Origin of the sequence: Kribbella sp. NPDC049174 (genome assembly GCF_043197365.1) — a bacterium.
GTDB lineage: Bacteria > Actinomycetota > Actinomycetes > Propionibacteriales > Kribbellaceae > Kribbella.
Genome location: NZ_JBICSZ010000012.1, coordinates 112,082 through 128,650 on the forward strand (window position 1 = coordinate 112,082; position 16,569 = coordinate 128,650).

Below are 16,569 nucleotides of genomic sequence, written 5' to 3' on the forward strand. Positions count from 1 at the left end.
GTAGTCTCCCCCGGCTCAAAAACACAGCCGGCAGTCCGTGTAGTCGCCAAGGAACAACCCGTGCTTAGGGCAACGACTGAACGCCGCGTCGACCGGATCCGGATCCCACATCCGCGGCAACCCCACCGCCTCCGCAGGCGGCCGATACGAACGAACCACCTCGGCGTACTCCGCCAGATACCGATCCGCGTACGGCGGTTCGTAGCTGAGCAACTCCCAGTGGAAATGCGCCTGCGCCGACTCGATCACCCGCAGCAGGAACGCACGCTCACCCTCCCAATCGGCCGACCACGGCAACTCGTCCAGATCGAAGCCCTCGTTGCCCAACCCGATTCGCGAGTTACACAACAGCAACGCGAACCCGCGCTCGAACGACGTCTCCGCCAGCTCACATGCAGGCAACGCGAGTACGTCGAGAAACACTTCCGACCCACCGTTGGACAGCTTCAACCGCGGCCCGGAGGCCGAGCCGCCGAACCAGTTGCCCATCGCCCCTACTGGGTCACGCGATAGACATCGAACACGCCCTCGACCGAACGCACGGCCTTGAGCACATGTCCCAGATGTGTCGGGTCACCCATCTCGAAGGTGAAGCGGGACTTGGCGATCCGGTCGCGAGTCGTGGTCAGCGCCGCCGAGAGGATGTTCACGTGGTAGTCGGAGAGCACCCGGGTGATATCCGACAGCAGCCGCGCCCGATCCAACGCCTCGACCTGGATAGCAACCAGGAAGACGGACTGCGCGGTCGGGGCCCACTCGACCTCGACGATCCGCTCCGGCTGGGTCTGCAGGTTCTCGACGTTCGCACAGTCCGCGCGGTGCACGGACACACCGGCACCGCGGGTGATCCAGCCGATGATCTCGTCGCCCGGGACCGGCGTACAGCACCGGGCCAGCTTCGACAGCACGTCCGTCGCACCCTTGACGATGACACCGGCGTCGCCGCGAGCCGCCCGCTTGCGCCGCTCCTTCGAGGCCGGCAGCCGCAGGCCCTCGGCCAGGTCCTCGGCCGCGCCCTCCTCACCGCCGTACGTCTCGATCAGGCGCCGCACGACGGCCTGCGCGCTCACGTGGCTCTCGCCGACCGCGGCGTACAGACCGGTGACGTCCGGGTAGCGCAGTGAGTTCGCGACTGCGGTCAGGGTCTCGTGCGACAGCAGGCGCTGCAGCGGCAGACCCTCCTTGCGGAGCTGCTTGGCGATCGCGTCCTTGCCGTGCTCGATCGCCTCGTCGCGGCGCTCCTTGGAGAACCAGTGCTTGATCTTGTTCCGCGCTCGGGGGCTCTTGACGAACGAGAGCCAGTCGCGCGACGGACCCGCGCCCTGCGCCTTCGAGGTGAAGACCTCGACCACGTCACCGTTCTCGAGGGTGCTCTCGAGTGGGACGAGCCGGCCGTTCACCCGGGCGCCGATACAGCGGTGCCCGACCTCGGTGTGGATGGCGTAGGCGAAGTCGACCGGTGACGACCCGGTCGGCAGCGACATCACGTCACCGCGCGGGGTGAAGACGTACACCTCGGAGTTGTTGATCTCGAACCGCAGCGAGTCGAGGAACTCCGACGGGTCGGAGGTCTCTCGCTGCCAGTCGACCAGCTGACGGACCCACGGCATCTCGTTCGGGCCGCCGATCTCGGTGGTCGGCGGGCCGGACACCTCGGGCGCCGCGGAGGTCGGGTCCTCCTTGTACTTCCAGTGCGCGGCGATGCCGTACTCCGCCCGGCGGTGCATCGCGAACGACCGGATCTGCAGCTCCACCGGCTTGCCCTGCGGGCCGATCACGGTGGTGTGCAGTGACTGGTACATGTTGAACTTCGGCATCGCGATGTAGTCCTTGAACCGGCCGGGCACCGGATTCCATCGCGCGTGCAGGATGCCGAGCGCCGCGTAGCAGTCCCGGACCGACTCGACCAGGACGCGGATGCCGACCAGGTCGTAGATGTCGCCGAACTCGCGGCCGCGGACGATCATCTTCTGGTAGATCGAGTAGTAGTGCTTCGGCCGGCCGGTGACGGTCGCCTTCACCTTGGCCGCGCGCAGGTCCTCGTGCACCTGGTCGATCACGGAGGCGAGGTACTCGTCCCGCGACGGCGCCCGCTCGGCGACCAGCCGGACGATCTCGTCGTACACCTTCGGGTGCAGGGTCGAGAAGGACAGGTCCTCGAGCTCCCACTTGATCGTGTTCATACCGAGCCGGTGGGCCAGCGGGGCGTAGATCTCCAACGTCTCGCGGGCGATCCGCTCCTGCTTCTCCTGCCGTAGGAACCCGAGTGTGCGCATGTTGTGCAGCCGGTCGGCGAGCTTGATCACCAGCACCCGGATGTCCTTGGCCATCGCGACGACCATCTTGCGGATCGTCTCGGCCTGCGCGGACTCGCCGTACTTGACCTTGTCCAGCTTGGTCACGCCGTCGACCAGCATGGCGATCTCTTCGCCGAAGTCGCGGGTGAGTTCGTCGACCGTGTACGGCGTGTCCTCGACCGTGTCGTGCAGCAGCGCGGCGCACAGGGTCGGTGCGGTCATACCGAGCTCGGCCAGGATGGTGGCGACGGCGAGCGGATGGGTGATGTAGGCGTCACCGCTCTTGCGCAACTGGCCGGTGTGGTACTTCTCCGCGGTCCGGTAGGCGCGCTCGATCAGGCCCAGGTCGGCCTTGGGGTGGGTGGCCCGGACGACCCGGAACAGCGGCTCCAGCATCGGAGCGCGGTTCGGGTGCCTGGTGCCGCCGAGGCGGGCGAGCCGGGCACGGACCCGGGCCGGCGCGATCCGGGGCGGTTGGGCGGCAGGCGGCGGTGACACGGGAGCCGGACGCACCGGTGCGGGCGCGCGCGGAGGCTCCTGCGGCACCACGTTCGGTACCGCTGACGTCATCGCCGGGTCTTCGCCCACGTTTGTGTCCCTCCGCCGACAGACCACCAGTCTAGGGGGAACCGTCCAACGAGGTTGAAACGCCCTGTGGACAACACGCCGAGCCAGGCTCCGATCGCGGAGAGTTATCCGATTTCAGACACGCCGTACGGCGCTCAGACCGTGAGGAGCGAGCTGACCTGTTCCCCGGCCAGCCGCTCACGGCCCGGCAGGAAGGACAGCTCGAGCAGGACCGCGGTCGCCGTGACTTCGGCCTCACACCGCCGGATCAGCCGCAGACACGCCTCGACCGTCCCGCCGGTGGCGAGGACGTCATCGATGACCAGCACCCGGTCCCCCGGCGCGAACGCGTCCTGGTGGACCTCGATGGTCGCCTCGCCGTACTCCAGCGCGTACGACTCCTCGTACGTCGCCGCCGGCAGCTTCCCTTTCTTCCGCACCGGCACGAATCCGGCGCCGAGGGCGAGCGCGACCGGGGCGGCGAGGATGAACCCGCGTGCCTCGATCCCGACCACCTTGTCCACGACGGGGTTACCGTCGTCGTCCGTACCGGCCGCGGCCAGCGCCTGGACCACCAGGGCGAACCCGCTGTGATCGGCCAGCAGCGGGGTGATGTCCTTGAACACCACCCCCGGCTGCGGGTAGTCCGGGATGTCGCGGATCCCGTCCTTCAGGACCTGCTCGAGTGAGCGCATCACTTACCGCGCTTCGAGCGGGGCTTGCGCGACGGCTGCGGCCGTCCCGCGCCGGTCGCCTTCATCGGGCGAGCAGCCGGCGTCGGCGCCGTACCGGAAGGCCGGTCCTGCTTGCGCGGCTCGGCCTTGACCGCACCGGCTCCCACCGCGACCGGCGCACCACCGGCCGCTGCACCGCCGGCCGGGGCCACAGGCGCGGCCGCGGCCGCGGCCCGCTTGGCCATGACGCGACGGCGCAGCGCCTGCATCCCCGGCTCACGCTCTTTGAACGCCGCGAGCAGCGCCGGCGCGATGAACACCGAGGAGTACGCACCGACCGCGATACCGACGAACAGTGCCAGCGACAGGTCCTTCAGCGGCCCGGTGCCCAGGACGACGGTGCCGACGACGAGGATCGATCCGACCGGCATCAGCGCGATCAGCGTGGTGTTGATCGACCGTACGACGGTCTGGTTGACCGCGAGGTTGGTCGCGTCCGAGTAGGTGAACCGGTTGGACCCGGTGATGCCCCGGGTGTTCTCCCGCACCTTGTCGAACACCACGACCGTGTCGTACAGCGAGTAACCAAGGATCGTCAGTACGCCGATCACGGTCGCCGGCGTGACGTCGAAGCCGATCAGCGCGTACACACCGACCGTGATCAGGACGTCGTGCAGCAGCGCGATGATGGCGGCCATCGAGGCCTTGGGTTCTCGGAAGTACGCCCAGATGACCAGGAACACCAGGCCGAGGAACACGATCAGCGCGATGATCGCCTTGTTCGCGATCTGCTGACCCCAGGAGGCGCCGATCTGCTGCGACGTCACCTGCTCGACCGAGACCCCGGCCTGCGTGGCGATCGCGGCGCGGACCTTGGTGATGTCGTCCTGGGCCAGCGGCTTGGTCTGCACCCGCACCTTGTCGGCGCCGATGGTGGTGACGACCGGGTCGCCCAGATCCTTGGCGTTGGTCGCCTTCACCACGTCGGTGAAGTCCTGGACCGTGCTGTCGGTGACCTTGACGTTGGTCTGGTACTCGACACCGCCCTTGAACTCGATGCCGAGCGCGAGGCCGCGGGTGAACAACCCGATCAGCGACACGGCCACCAGCACCAGGGAGACGGTGAACCAGAGCTTGCGCTTGCCGATGAAGTCGTAGGAGACCTCACCGCGGTGCAGCTTCGCACCGAGCTGTCCGAGCTTCGACATCAGACCTCCCCTCCCACCGGCTTGCGCGTCGACGGTTTGGCCGGCCGCGCGGACGGTTTCATCTGGCCCGGCAGCCGCTCCACCCCGAGATGCTCAGGATCGAGGCCGGACAGCTTGTGGCCGTGGCCGAAGAAGTCGGTCCGGGCCAGTAGCGTGACGAGCGGCTTGGTGAAGATGAACACCACGAGCAGGTCGATCAGCGTGGTCAGGCCGAGCGTGAACGCGAAGCCCCGGACGCTGCCGATCGCCAGGATGTACAGCACCACCGCGGCAAGCAGCGAGATCGAGTCGGCCGCGATGATCGTGTGCTTGGCCCGGGCCCAGCCGGTCTCCACCGACGACCGCAGGCTGCGGCCCTCCCGGACCTCGTCGCGGAGTCGCTCGAAGTAGATGACGAACGAGTCCGCGGTGATACCGATGGCCACGATCAGACCGGCGATACCGGCCAGCGTCAGGGTGAACCCGATCGCCTTGCCGAGCAGGACGACCGACGCATACGTCAGTACGGCGGCCACCGCGAGCGACGCCACCACGACGATTCCCAGGCCGCGGTAGTACAGGAAGGAGAACAGCACAACCAGGGCCAGGCCGATGAGACCGGCCCAGATGCCCGCGGCGAGCTGGTCGCCACCGAGCTGCGGTGACACCGTCTCGACCGAGGAGATGTCGAACGACACCGGCAGCGCACCGTACTTCAGCACGTTCGCCAGGTCCCGCGCCTCGGCCTCGGTGAAGGTACCGGTGATCTGCGCCTGACCACCCGGGATCGGCTGGTCGACGCTCGGGGTGGAGATGGTCTCGCCGTCCAGCACGATCGCGAACAGGTTCTGGCCCTGACCGCGGGCGGAGATGTTCTGCGTCGCCTTGAGGAACTTGTCGCCGCCCTCGCCGGTGAACTTCAGGTTCACCTGCCACTGGAAGCCGCCCTGCGGGATGCCGGCGCTGGCGTCGGCCAGGTCGGTGCCCTTCAGGATCGCGGGACCGAGCAGGTACCGGTATTGGCCGTTGCGGTCGCAGGAGAACAGCGGCTTGTTCGGGTCGTCGGTCTGCTTGTCGCCGCACTTGAACGCCGCGAATGCGGTCTGCGTGGCTGCGTCCGGCACGTACTGCAGCGGATCCGTGCTCGCCGCCGGCGCCGACGGAGTCGCCGCAGGGGTGCTCGGCTTGGCGGTCGGCGTCGGGGTCGGGGTCGGGTCTGCCTCGGCCAGCGCGCTGCTCCAGGCCCGGCCGTTCGGCGTTGCGCTCGGCTTTACGGTCGCGGTCGAACTCGGCTTGACCGTGCTGCTGGGCTTCGGCGTCGTACTCGGCTTGGCCGTCGGCGTTCCGGTCGGCGTCGGCGACGGTGTCGCCGCCGGCGCGGCCGCCTGGGCGTCGTACACGATCCGGAAGTAGAGCAGTGCGGTCTGGCCGACCTGCTTCACCAGGGCGTCCTGCGTGGCACCCGGAACGGCCACGTTGATGTGGTTCGCTCCGGAGGTGGTGATGTCGGCCTCCGCGACACCCGCACCGTTGACCCGCTGGGAGATGATGTTCTTCGCCTCGTTCAGCTGGTCGGCGGTCACCGAACCGCCGCCGGCCAGGGAGTTCGCGGTCAGCGTGATGGTGGTGCCACCGCGGAGATCCAGGCCGAGCTTGGGCTTCCAGGTCTTGGTCAGCCCCATGATCCCGAACAGCAGGACCACGATGACCCCCAGGACGATCAGTAGCCGCCCGGGGCGGGATGTCGTCGTCGTTGCCACGTCAGATTCAACCTTCGTACTTCTGGGCGCGCCGCATCGTCTGGTGGACGCCGGTCGGCGCGCCGCAGGCCGCTAGGACTGGTAAGTCAGTTCTCGGTGTGCGTCGGCGGCAACTTCGGCGCGTCCTGCGTCTTGCCGTCGGCCTTGTCGCCGGCCTTGTCACGCCCCGCGTCCGGTACATCGACCGGGTCCTTGGCGGGCTCCTCGTCGGCGACCGGCTCGGCCGCGTCGGTCGTGTCCTCGACCACCGGCTCGGCCGGGGTGTCGACGGCGGCGCCGTCCTCGTCCGGGATGACCCGGCCGATCGCTGCCTTGACCACCTGCACCAGGACGCCCTCGGAGATCTCCAGCGTCACGTAGTCGTCATCGGTCTCCTCGACGATGCCGACCAGACCACTGGTGGTGATCACCTTCGTGCCGGGCGTGAGGGAGGCGACCGTGTCGGCCTGCCGCTGGCGCTGCTTGCGCTGCGTGCGGCTCATGAACCAGATCATCCCGACGATCAGGATCAGCGGCAGCAGCAGCGTGAAGCCAGAGCCACCCCCGGAAGAGGCCAAAGGTACGGCGATCAGTTGCATCGGGACTCAGAATCCTTCGTCGTCGGGAGTACGGGGCATCCGGCACGCTCTGCTCAAGCGCGCAGGTCGCAACGGAATGACCTGAGGTCAGGCCACCGGGGAGTCTAACCCTGGGTGGCAACAATCACCTCATGACACCGGGTCACGTTTGCGTTACTCGGGTCTTGTTCTCACTCTGTGTCGAAGAGCGTGTCCGCGAACGTCGCGCCCTTCGGGACTTTCAGCCCGATGTGCCGCCAGGCCGCGGGCGTGGCGACGCGGCCGCGCGGCGTACGAGCCAGATAACCGGACCGGACCAGGAATGGTTCGGCCACTTCCTCCACAGTCTCACGTTCCTCGCCGACCGCAACCGCCAGCGTGGAAAGACCCACCGGTCCGCCGCCGAACCGGCGGCACAACGCGTCCAGGACGGACCGGTCCAGCCGGTCCAGGCCCATCTTGTCCACCTCGTACAGCTCCAGCGCCGCCTTGGACAGCGCGAGCGTGATGATCCCGTCGGCGCGAACCTCGGCGTAGTCGCGAACCCGGCGCAGCAGCCGGTTCGCGATCCGCGGCGTACCGCGGGACCGGGACGCGATCTCGGCCGCTCCCTCGGGGGTGATGTCGACCTCGAGCAGCGCGGCCGACCGGTTCACGATCTTCTCCAGCTCGGCGGACTCGTAGAACTCCAGATGCCCGGTGAACCCGAACCGATCCCGCAGCGGCCCCGGCAGCAGCCCGGCCCGCGTGGTCGCGCCGACCAGCGTGAACGGCGGGATCTCCAACGGGATCGCGGTCGCGCCCGGTCCCTTGCCGACGATCACGTCGACCCGGAAGTCCTCCATCGCCATGTAGAGCAGTTCCTCGGCGGGCCGGGACATCCGGTGGATCTCGTCGAGGAACAGCACCTCGCCCTCACTCAGCCCGGACAGGATCGCGGCCAGGTCGCCGGCGTGCTGGATCGCCGGACCGCTGGTGATCCGCAGCGGTGCCGACATCTCACTCGCGATGATCATCGCGAGTGTCGTCTTGCCCAGGCCGGGCGGACCAGACAGCAGCACGTGGTCCGGCGCCCGGTTGCGGCCGCGGGCGGCGTGCAGGACCAGCTCGAGCTGCTCGCTGACCCGGCGTTGTCCGCCGAACTCGGCCAGTGTGCGCGGCCGCAGCGCGGACTCAATCTTGCGTTCCTCGAGGTCTACCGCGTCCGCGGAGACCAGGGGCCGGACGTTGTCCTCCATGCCTTATGCCTTCGACAGCACGCGCAGCGCGGCGCGGAGCAGGTCGGGAACCGACGGGTTCGGGTTGTCGGCGGCGAGTGGTGAGACCGCGGTGACCGCGTCCTCCGCGTCGCGGGTGGACCAGCCGAGCCCGACCAGACCGGCGTGCACCTGCTCCCGCCAGGCCTCGTGGGTCTGCAGCGGCCGGCCGGTCACCGTCCTCGACGGCGCACCGATCTTGTCCTTCAGCTCCAGCACGATCCGCTGGGCGCCCTTCTTCCCGATACCGGGGACCTTCACCAGCAGGTTGAGATCCTCGGTGGCGACCGCCTGCCGCAACTGATCCGGACTCAGTACGGCGAGCGCCGCCTGGGCCAGCTTCGGTCCGACCCCGGATGCCGTCTGGAGCAGCTCGAACAGACTCTTCTCGTCGTCGTCGGAGAAGCCGTACAGCGTCAGCGAGTCCTCCCGCACCACCATCGAGGTGGACACCCGCGCCTCCTGCCCGGGCCGCAGCCCGGCCAGAGTGCCGGGATGGCAGAACACCTGCAGGCCCACTCCCCCGACCTCGATCACGGCACTGTCGACCCCGATGGCCGCCACCGGCCCCCGCACGAACGCGATCATCGCCAACCTCCCGGCGCCCGGACCTGGCCGGCCGCCCTCATCGCTTGCTCTCCTGTGCTGCTACCGCGGCGCGCAGTCGCGCCACCTGCAGGCGGGACTGGGCCTGCGCCAACGCCTCAAGGTTTGCCCGGCTCCCGGCCGCCTCTTGCAGGCGCGACGTCGTACCGCCACGCCAGACGTGGCAGATCGCCAGCGCCAGCGCGTCGGCCGCGTCGGCGGGGGTCGGCCGCTCGGCCAGCTTCAGGATCCGGGTGACCATCGTGGTGACCTGCTCCTTGCCCGCCCGGCCGGAGCCGGTGACTGCGGCCTTCACCTCACTCGGCGTGTGCAACGCGACCGGCAGACCACGCCGGGCCGCGACCACCATCGCCACCCCGGAAGCCTGGGCCGTGCCCATCACCGTCCGCACGTTGTGCTGCGCGAAGACCCGCTCCACCGCGACCGCGTCCGGCCGGTGCTTGTCGATCCACTCCTCGAGCTCGACCTCGATCCGGACCAGCCGCTTGGCCACATCCAGATCGGCCGGCGTCCGGATCACCCCGACGGCGACCAGCGCCGGCGGCTTGCCGGGTGAGCCCTCGACGATGCCGAGGCCGCACCGGGTCAGCCCCGGGTCGACGCCGAGCACCCGCATGGATCACCTCCGAACGTTTGTTCGACAACCCTAACGGCCGCCGCGGACAGCTCGGAAATCGACGCGCGGGTGGGCTCAGAAGTAGTCGAGCGTGTACGCCGTCGGGCCTGCGAACACCGGATCGAGCGAGGCGTCCGCCGTACTCGATCCACCCGATGCCAGGCCCGATCCACGGAGGGTGGCAAGCGGCGTGCCGGAGTACAAAGCAGCCAGCCCGCGTGGCCCGAGCTTCAGGACGTCACCGGACGCCTGAGTCGGTGTGAGCTCGCCAGCCCCGTCAGCGACCGACAGGTGCCAGTCACCGCCGTTGCCAGGTATGTCGGGGTCCTCGAGGCGCAGGTCGATCTCTACAGTGGCGTCAGGCGCGAACCCTCGTGCGGCGATCGCAGCAGGCGCGTCGAGCAGCCGCAGCATCCAGCGCTGATGCTGCACGTCTTTGTAGGCCTCGTGCTCGACCATGAGATGCACCGGGTCGTCCGGAGAGATGTACGCGTGCACAGTGCTGGCGATCGACGAGCCGGAGCCGACAGTGGCCCACAGGGCCCGAGCGGTCGCCTCGGACCCGGCCACGATCTCGTCGATGCACAGGTCGGAGCCGGACCAGCTGTAGACGACGAACCCGTCGTCAGCGAGGTACGCGAAGTTGTCCTCGTCCGCGAGCCACTCGGTGACCTCCTTGAGCGGCCACACGAGCGGACCGCTGCTCCGTCGCCGCGCATGCGACTCCCCCACCAGCTCAAGGACCCGCTCAGCGTCCGCCGGCCCAGCACGTCGTACGCCGACCTCCTTGCCACCCAGCGCCCGCAGATCAGCCGCAGGGAAGGAGAACCGGTAGCGTCCGCCGCCGAACTCGTACCCGAGATGCCGATAGATCACTGTGGTCGCCGGGTACAGCGCGGTCAGCGGGAACCCCTTGTCCACCGAACGCTGCAGCAGACCCCGCATCAGCTTGCTGCCCACACCACGACCCCGGTACTCCGGTGACACGACAACTCCCGCGACACCCGCCACCGGCACGCGCCGACCGCTCCACCACTGCTCGAAGTCCCAGAACCGGGCCGCCGCGACCACCTCGTCACCGTCGGCCACACCGACATACCGGCCGTCCTGGATGAACACCCGTGCGTCCTTGAGCCACTGCTCCCGATCACCGGCCGCCATCACCCCGAACGACCGTGCCCGCACCCGCATCACCGCATCGAGCTGGTCCTCGGTGATGTCCACAAACCGCAACGCGTCACTCACGCCGACGACCCTATGTCCTACCCCTCACCCGAGGCACACCGATATCGATCATCGACAGCGCACGCCGTGCTATTTCCGGTCGGTCACCCAGAGGTGGATGGTCCCCTCGACCACCACGGTCCCGTCGTCTCGGGTCGCCTTCACGCGGACCGGGACATCGGGGCCGGCACCCCAATCGGCAGGGTCGGTCTCGGCGGAGCAGGTGAGGTCGGAGGTGGACTTGGCCAGATAGGAAACCTCCATCCCCTTGGGCAGCCAACGCTTCCCGGACGGAATGGTTGCCTCGGCCAACGCACCCATCGCCGCCTCCAGACCGTTGCACACGGCAATCGCATGCACGGTGCCGATGTGGTTCTGCACAGCCCGCCGCTTCGGCAGCACCAACGCCGCGTAGTTCGGACTCACCTGCACGAACCGCGGCCGAATCGACCGAAAGTACGGCGCCTTCCAGGTGAACCCCCGCGAGAACACCCGATCCCCACCCGGAACCGCCCGCAACCTCTCCCACGTCCCCAACACCTGATTAGCCATACCCAGATGTTACTCACCAGTCACATACCCGTCGAGCCCACAGCCCCAGTCGGCACGGAGCGGTGTCCCGCGGGTGGGATTTAGACGATTCAATTCGGGTGGATAAACTAGCGATCCTTGATGGCCCGCGACCGCTTCACGAGGGACGATGGCAACGCCCAGCATCAAAGAGGTCGCGCACCGCGCCGGTGTCTCGGTCGGCACGGTCAGCAACGTGCTCAACCGGCCGTGGATCGTGGCCCCCGCCACCCGGCAGCGGGTGCAGGACAGCATCAGTGCGCTCGGATTCGTCCGCAACGAGGCCGCCCGTCATCTGCGCGCCGGCCGCAGCCGGACCGTCGGCCTGGTCGTGCTCGACGTCGCGAACCCGTTTTTCACCGATCTCGCCGAAGGCGCCGAGTCGCTCGCCTACGAACACGACACCGTGGTCATGCTCTGCAACAGCAAGACCGACCCGGTCCGCGAGGGCCATCACCTCGATCAGCTCGAGCAGCAACGCGTGCTCGGCATCCTGATCACGCCGTTCGACAGCAACGATCCACGGCTGACCGCACTGGTTGCCCGTGGTACGCCGGTCGTTCTCGTCGATCGCGCCGCCGACCGCGGACTCTGCTCGGTGTCGGTCGACGACCAACTCGGCGGACGACTGGCCGGGAACCACCTGATCGAGTCCGGTCATCGCCGGATCGCCTTCGTCGGCGGGCCGTTCACCATGCAACAGGTCTCCGACCGGATGGCCGGTATCACCACAGTCGTCGGGCAGGCCGGCGACGTCGACCTGCAACTGTTCGAGGTGGACGTGATGGGCGTGGTCGAGGGCCGCACGATCGGCGAGCAGGTCGCAGCGATGCCGGCGCGGACCCGGCCGACCGCCGCGTTCATCGCGAATGACCTGCTGGCATTGGGTTTCCTCCAGGCGATGTCCGTCGCCGGGCTGCGCGTCCCGCGCGACATGGCGATCGTCGGGTACGACGACATCGACTTCGCCGCCGCGGCCGCCGTACCGCTGTCATCGGTTCGCCAGCCGGCCGAGCTGCTCGGGCGGTCGGCGATGGAGCTGCTGCAGGAGGAGGTCGAGGCGGCCGACCGGCATCGCCATCGGCAGGTGATCTTCCAGCCGGATCTGATCGTCAGGGAGTCCAGTGACTTCGTCCGCCGGTGAGCCGCTGTACGAGAACTTCTTGGCCGCGGCCGACGACCTCCAGGGCTTCCGTCTCGAGGGTGACGGCGCCGTCTCCTTCCCGCTCGGCCGGCTCCGGCTGGAGAGCGTGCGCCCGCCGGAGGACGGTCAGGACGCCAACGTGGTGCTGTGGTGCCCCGAGGACTTCCCGCCGGACATCACCGTCGAGTGGGACTTCTGGCCGATCCGCGAGCCCGGTCTGTGCATCCTGTTCTTCCACGCCAAGGGCCGTGCCGGCGAGGACCTCTTCGACCTGGCGCCGCGGACCGGGCCGTACGAGCAGTACCACCACGGCGACCTGGACACCTACCACGTCTCGTACTTCCGCCGCCGCTGGCCGGCCGAGCGCGCCTTCCACACCTGCAACCTGCGCAAGAGCTACGGCTTCCACCTGGTCGCGCAGGGACCGGACCCGCTCCCCTCGGTCCTGGACGCCCAAGGTCCTTACAAACTAAGGCTTACCGTCGACCAGGGCCACATCACCTTCGCGGTCAACGACGTGACCAGCTTCCAGTGGTACGACGACCAGCCGCTGACCGGCGGCCGGATCGGCTTCCGCCAGATGGCGCCCCTGATCGGCGAGTACGCGAACCTGCGAATTTCGCAGCCGTAGACGCTACTTCGGACACTCCGCGGACCGGCGTGGACGAGTTCGTGACCAGTCTCTGACAAACGCTTTCCAGGGCGTTGACATTGAGACGATTCAACCATATGGTCACATCACTTTTCGCCCGAAACGCATCTGTCACAAGGCAGGGACAACCGTGAAACACTGCCGCTCCACCTCATTCAGCCGGCCGAGTGCAGGCTCCTGATGAGCTCCCCTGGTTGGTCGATCAAGCTCTACGACGCCGCGGACGAGGTCGTCTGGGTGATGAAACTGAACGCCCTGTGGATTGCCTTCACGCTGCTAGGCGGTGTCGCGCTGGGTATCGGCCCGGCCACGCTCGCGGCCTATTCACTGGCCAGACGCAGGTCATCCTGTGAATCGTTTCATGCTCTGCCTGCCTTCCGCGTCGCGTTCCGCCGCGAGTTCCGCCGCGGCTCGGTCGTCGTACTGCCCCTGGTGGCGGCCGCGGTGGTGCTGATCGGCAACTATCTGTACTTCGCGTCACTCGGCGCGAGTGCGTCGGTCCCCCGGCTGGCCAGCCTCGCCGCGCTGGTCGCTCTCGGAGTGATCGCCGCCTACCTGCTCCCGATGGCCGTGCACTACGACCTCCGGGTCCGCGAGTTGTTGCCCAAGGCATCGTTGGTCGCGCTCGCGCGGCCGGCGTCGTCTCTTGTCCTGCTCTTCGTCGCGGTGTCCATCGCCTACGTGTCCGGCAAGTTCCCGGTTCTCGGGATCGTGCTGGCCGGCGGCGGCTGGATTCAGATCGACACCTGGCTCTGCCTGCGCTTCTTCGCCGAGAACGAGGCGCGCCTGCACCTGAAAGGGAACTCATGACCATCTTCTCCCGACGGCGTATCGCCGTTGCCGTCGCCGCGTCGACGGCACTGCTCGCCTCCGCCTGTTCCGGCGGTGGCGACGACAAAGGAGGCCAGGCCACCAGCACCGAGCTGACGGTGATGACGACGCTGTTCGGCACCGCGCCGGATCCGAACGGCGAGATGCAGCAGGCCGTCGAGAAGCTCATCGGCAAGAAACTCAAGGTCACCTGGGTGCCGAACGCCGAGTACGGCGACAAGACCAACGTCACCCTTGCCTCGGACAACATTCCCGACGTGATGGTGGTGAACGAGAAGAGCCCGGGCTTCGTCAAGGCGGCCGAGGCCGGCGCGTTCTGGGACCTGACCGGCAAGCTGGACAAGTACCCGAACCTCAAGCCGGCCGACGAGCAGACCGCCAAGAACTCGATGACCAACGGCAAGACCTACGGCATCTACCGGATCCGGCCGCTGCTGCGCTCGGGCATCGTGATCCGCAAGGACTGGCTGGCCAAGCTCGGCCTGAAGGAACCGCAGACCACCGAGGACCTCTACAACGTCGCCAAGGCGTTCACCGAGCGGGACCCGGACGGCAACGGCAAGAAGGACACCTACGGCCTGATCATCCCGAAGTGGCCCGGCGGCTACTCCAGCGCCAGCCCGTACGACGTCGTCGAGACCTGGTTCGGCGCGCCGAACGGCTGGGGTGAGCGCGACGGCAAGCTGGTCCCCGGCTTCGACACCCCGGAGTTCCTGGCGGCCAACCGCTGGATGCGCAAGTGGGTCACCGAGGGCCTGATCAACCCCGACTTCGCCACCCTGGACACCGCGAACTGGAACGACCCGTTCGTGCAGGGCAAGGGCGGCATGATCATCGACGTGAACGTGCGGGCGACGCAGTTGCTCGACCTGTTCAAGGAGAAGAGCCCGAAGGACTTCGACAAGGTCACCCTGGTCGGGAACCTGAGCCGCCCCGACGGCCAGAAGTTCTCCTACCCGTTCACCGGCTACAACATGGTGATGGCGGTCTCCAAGCAGCGCATCCGGACCGACGAACAACTCGACCAGACCCTGCAGACGCTGGACAAGCTCGCGTCCAAGGAAGGCTCGATCCTGCTCAGCAACGGCATCCAGGGCCGCAACTTCAAGGTCGAGGGCAAGTACGCCGTGCCGATCAACCAGGACGACCCGAAGGTCAAGGCGATCCAGAACGACGTCGACAAGGCCTTCATCCAGCTCGGTACCCGGGCCTCGGTCGGGATGGGCGCCTACGCCCTGCGGCCGAACGACGCGGCCAGCCGGGTGATGCGGGAGCGGTTCGACATCCTGATGAACGAGGACCTGAAGACCGCGGTGTTCAACCCGGCTCTCGGCGTGATCGCCCCGACCGCGGTCTCGAAGGGCCAGACGATCGACACGATCATCCCGGACGCCCGGATCAAGTACCTGTCCGGTGCGATCACCGAGGACCAGCTGAAGGCGCAGATCAAGCGCTGGTACGACAGCGGCGGTACGCAGATCGCCCAGGAGGTCAACGACCTGGTCGCCAAGGTCGGCGGCTGACCCCTCCAGGTACCGCCTTGCCGGTACGGCGTCCGCGCGGTCACAGCACGGACGTCGTACCGGCCCTGTCCCCCATCTCCTAGCCCGAAGGGAGGCCACCGTGGCCACCGATCTGGTGCCGAACCAGGTGGTACCCCCAGCCGCCGACGCAGCACCTCAGGCCCCGAAGCGCAGACGCAACTCCCGGCCGGTGCCGCTCTGGCGCGACCTGCTGCGCTACCGCTGGCTGTACCTGCTGCTGTTACCCGGCCTCGCGTACTTCATCGTCTTCAAGTACCTGCCGATGTACGGCCTGACCATCGCGTTCAAGGACTACGTGCCGTTCCTCGGCTACTCGGGCAGTGAATGGGTCGGTCTCAAGCACTTCCAGGAGCTGTTCACCGGTCCGGACTTCGGCCGGCTGATGTTCAACACGCTGCTGCTCGCGCTGCTCACGATCGTCTTCGTCTTCCCGGCGCCGATCATCGTCGCCCTGATGCTGAACGAGCTGCGGATCAACGTGCTCAAGCGGTCCGTGCAGTCGCTGATCTACATCCCGCACTTCCTGTCCTGGACGATCGTCGCGTCGCTGACCTACCTGTTGTTCTCGGTCGACTTCGGTGTGATCGCGAACTGGATCCACGGCCTGCTCGGCGGCCCGAAGACCGACTACGTCGCGCAGGCGGAGTGGTTCCGGCCGCTGATCGTGCTGCAGCTGCTGTGGAAGCAGACCGGCTGGGGCACGATCATCTACCTGGCCGCGCTGGCCGGTGTCGACTCGCAGCTGTACGAGGCGGCCCGGGTGGACGGGGCAGGCCGGTGGCGGCAGTTCTGGCACATCACGCTGCCGGCGATCCGGCCGACCATCGTGGTGATGGCCATCCTGACGTCGGGCAACCTGATGGACTCCGGGTTCGAGCAGATCTGGCTGATGACCACCTCGCTGAACCGCGACGTCGCGGACGTGTTCGACACGTTCGTCTACTACATCGGCATCACGCAGGGTGCGTTCAGTTACGCGACCGCCGTCGGCCTGTTCAAGGGTCTGGTCGGTGTCCTGCTGATCTTCGGCTCGAACTGGCTGGCCAAGCGCCTCGGCCAGCGCGGCCTGTTCTGAGGAGGCAGA

General features: G+C 67.8%; 16 protein-coding genes. 5 read left to right on the forward strand and 11 right to left on the reverse strand.

The features are described 5' to 3' along the window. Positions 1-15: 15 nt before the first annotated feature. From ACGFIF_RS39700 to ACGFIF_RS39750, 11 genes are all read right to left on the reverse strand, one after another. A complete protein-coding gene (locus ACGFIF_RS39700) occupies positions 16-489 on the reverse strand; it encodes a hypothetical protein (protein WP_393162180.1) in 474 nt (157 codons plus the stop codon). A gap of 5 nt (positions 490-494) precedes the next feature. Beyond that, positions 495-2,867 (reverse strand): RelA/SpoT family protein, encoded by a 2,373-nt coding sequence (locus ACGFIF_RS39705; protein WP_393162182.1) that lies wholly within the window; start codon positions 2,865-2,867, stop codon positions 495-497. A 152-nt stretch (positions 2,868-3,019) separates the two neighbouring features. Then, positions 3,020-3,559 carry an adenine phosphoribosyltransferase gene (locus tag ACGFIF_RS39710; RefSeq protein WP_393162184.1) on the reverse strand — a complete coding sequence of 180 codons (540 nt, stop codon included), beginning with the start codon at positions 3,557-3,559 and terminating at the stop codon, positions 3,020-3,022. Then, positions 3,559-4,746, reverse strand: coding sequence for a protein translocase subunit SecF (secF, locus tag ACGFIF_RS39715; RefSeq protein WP_393162186.1), 1,188 nt, complete (start codon positions 4,744-4,746; stop codon positions 3,559-3,561). The genes ACGFIF_RS39710 and secF overlap by 1 nt, the downstream gene beginning before the upstream one ends. After that, the gene (gene secD, locus ACGFIF_RS39720) at positions 4,746-6,485 is read right to left on the reverse strand and encodes a protein translocase subunit SecD (protein ID WP_393162188.1); all 1,740 of its coding nucleotides are present in this window, start codon (positions 6,483-6,485) and stop codon (positions 4,746-4,748) included. The genes secF and secD overlap by 1 nt, the downstream gene beginning before the upstream one ends. Positions 6,486-6,571: 86 nt before the next feature. Further along, positions 6,572-7,063: a preprotein translocase subunit YajC gene (yajC, locus tag ACGFIF_RS39725; protein WP_393162190.1), complete on the reverse strand. Its 492-nt coding sequence runs from the start codon at positions 7,061-7,063 to the stop codon at positions 6,572-6,574. 170 nt (positions 7,064-7,233) lie between these two features. Then, complete coding sequence (gene ruvB, locus ACGFIF_RS39730; RefSeq protein WP_393162192.1) at positions 7,234-8,280, reverse strand: Holliday junction branch migration DNA helicase RuvB; 1,047 nt, start codon at positions 8,278-8,280, stop codon at positions 7,234-7,236. A gap of 3 nt (positions 8,281-8,283) precedes the next feature. Continuing rightward, positions 8,284-8,886 (reverse strand): Holliday junction branch migration protein RuvA, encoded by a 603-nt coding sequence (gene ruvA, locus ACGFIF_RS39735; protein ID WP_393162194.1) that lies wholly within the window; start codon positions 8,884-8,886, stop codon positions 8,284-8,286. 37 nt (positions 8,887-8,923) lie between these two features. After that, entirely contained in the window at positions 8,924-9,520 is a 597-nt protein-coding gene (ruvC, locus tag ACGFIF_RS39740; RefSeq protein ID WP_393162196.1) for a crossover junction endodeoxyribonuclease RuvC, read from the reverse strand. Positions 9,521-9,595: 75 nt separating this feature from the next. Continuing rightward, positions 9,596-10,765 (reverse strand): enhanced intracellular survival protein Eis, encoded by a 1,170-nt coding sequence (gene eis, locus ACGFIF_RS39745; protein WP_393162198.1) that lies wholly within the window; start codon positions 10,763-10,765, stop codon positions 9,596-9,598. Positions 10,766-10,834: 69 nt separating this feature from the next. Next, positions 10,835-11,296: a hotdog fold domain-containing protein gene (locus ACGFIF_RS39750; RefSeq protein WP_393162200.1), complete on the reverse strand. Its 462-nt coding sequence runs from the start codon at positions 11,294-11,296 to the stop codon at positions 10,835-10,837. A gap of 148 nt (positions 11,297-11,444) precedes the next feature. On the opposite strand from ACGFIF_RS39750, the gene ACGFIF_RS39755 reads away from it, so the two are divergent. The 5 genes from ACGFIF_RS39755 (at position 11,445) to ACGFIF_RS39775 (ending at position 16,560) form a co-directional block, all read left to right on the forward strand. After that, entirely contained in the window at positions 11,445-12,458 is a 1,014-nt protein-coding gene (locus ACGFIF_RS39755; protein WP_393162202.1) for a LacI family DNA-binding transcriptional regulator, read from the forward strand. Then, complete coding sequence (locus ACGFIF_RS39760; RefSeq protein WP_393162204.1) at positions 12,439-13,089, forward strand: DUF1961 family protein; 651 nt, start codon at positions 12,439-12,441, stop codon at positions 13,087-13,089. Before ACGFIF_RS39755 ends, ACGFIF_RS39760 begins: the two co-directional genes overlap by 20 nt. A 201-nt stretch (positions 13,090-13,290) precedes the next feature. Continuing rightward, entirely contained in the window at positions 13,291-13,920 is a 630-nt protein-coding gene (locus ACGFIF_RS39765) for a YesL family protein (protein ID WP_393162206.1), read from the forward strand. Beyond that, positions 13,917-15,464 carry an extracellular solute-binding protein gene (locus ACGFIF_RS39770; RefSeq protein WP_393162208.1) on the forward strand — a complete coding sequence of 516 codons (1,548 nt, stop codon included), beginning with the start codon at positions 13,917-13,919 and terminating at the stop codon, positions 15,462-15,464. Before ACGFIF_RS39765 ends, ACGFIF_RS39770 begins: the two co-directional genes overlap by 4 nt. 100 nt (positions 15,465-15,564) lie before the next feature. Further along, entirely contained in the window at positions 15,565-16,560 is a 996-nt protein-coding gene (locus ACGFIF_RS39775; RefSeq protein ID WP_393162210.1) for an ABC transporter permease, read from the forward strand. Positions 16,561-16,569: the final 9 nt, after the last annotated feature.

What these genes read in the sequence shown, in the direction of transcription:
- ACGFIF_RS39710 (WP_393162184.1), bottom strand. Translation starts at nt 3,559, where the DNA reads ATGCGCTCACTCGAGCAGGTCCTGAAGGACGGGATCCGCGACATCCCG.
- ruvC (WP_393162196.1), bottom strand. Translation starts at nt 9,520, where the DNA reads ATGCGGGTGCTCGGCGTCGACCCGGGGCTGACCCGGTGCGGCCTCGGC.
- ACGFIF_RS39700 (WP_393162180.1), bottom strand. Translation starts at nt 489, where the DNA reads ATGGGCAACTGGTTCGGCGGCTCGGCCTCCGGGCCGCGGTTGAAGCTG.
- ruvB (WP_393162192.1), bottom strand. Translation starts at nt 8,280, where the DNA reads ATGGAGGACAACGTCCGGCCCCTGGTCTCCGCGGACGCGGTAGACCTC.
- ACGFIF_RS39750 (WP_393162200.1), bottom strand. Translation starts at nt 11,296, where the DNA reads ATGGCTAATCAGGTGTTGGGGACGTGGGAGAGGTTGCGGGCGGTTCCG.
- ACGFIF_RS39765 (WP_393162206.1), top strand. Translation starts at nt 13,291, where the DNA reads ATGAGCTCCCCTGGTTGGTCGATCAAGCTCTACGACGCCGCGGACGAG.
- yajC (WP_393162190.1), bottom strand. Translation starts at nt 7,063, where the DNA reads ATGCAACTGATCGCCGTACCTTTGGCCTCTTCCGGGGGTGGCTCTGGC.
- secF (WP_393162186.1), bottom strand. Translation starts at nt 4,746, where the DNA reads ATGTCGAAGCTCGGACAGCTCGGTGCGAAGCTGCACCGCGGTGAGGTC.
- ACGFIF_RS39770 (WP_393162208.1), top strand. Translation starts at nt 13,917, where the DNA reads ATGACCATCTTCTCCCGACGGCGTATCGCCGTTGCCGTCGCCGCGTCG.
- ACGFIF_RS39705 (WP_393162182.1), bottom strand. Translation starts at nt 2,867, where the DNA reads ATGACGTCAGCGGTACCGAACGTGGTGCCGCAGGAGCCTCCGCGCGCG.
- ACGFIF_RS39755 (WP_393162202.1), top strand. Translation starts at nt 11,445, where the DNA reads ATGGCAACGCCCAGCATCAAAGAGGTCGCGCACCGCGCCGGTGTCTCG.
- ruvA (WP_393162194.1), bottom strand. Translation starts at nt 8,886, where the DNA reads ATGATCGCGTTCGTGCGGGGGCCGGTGGCGGCCATCGGGGTCGACAGT.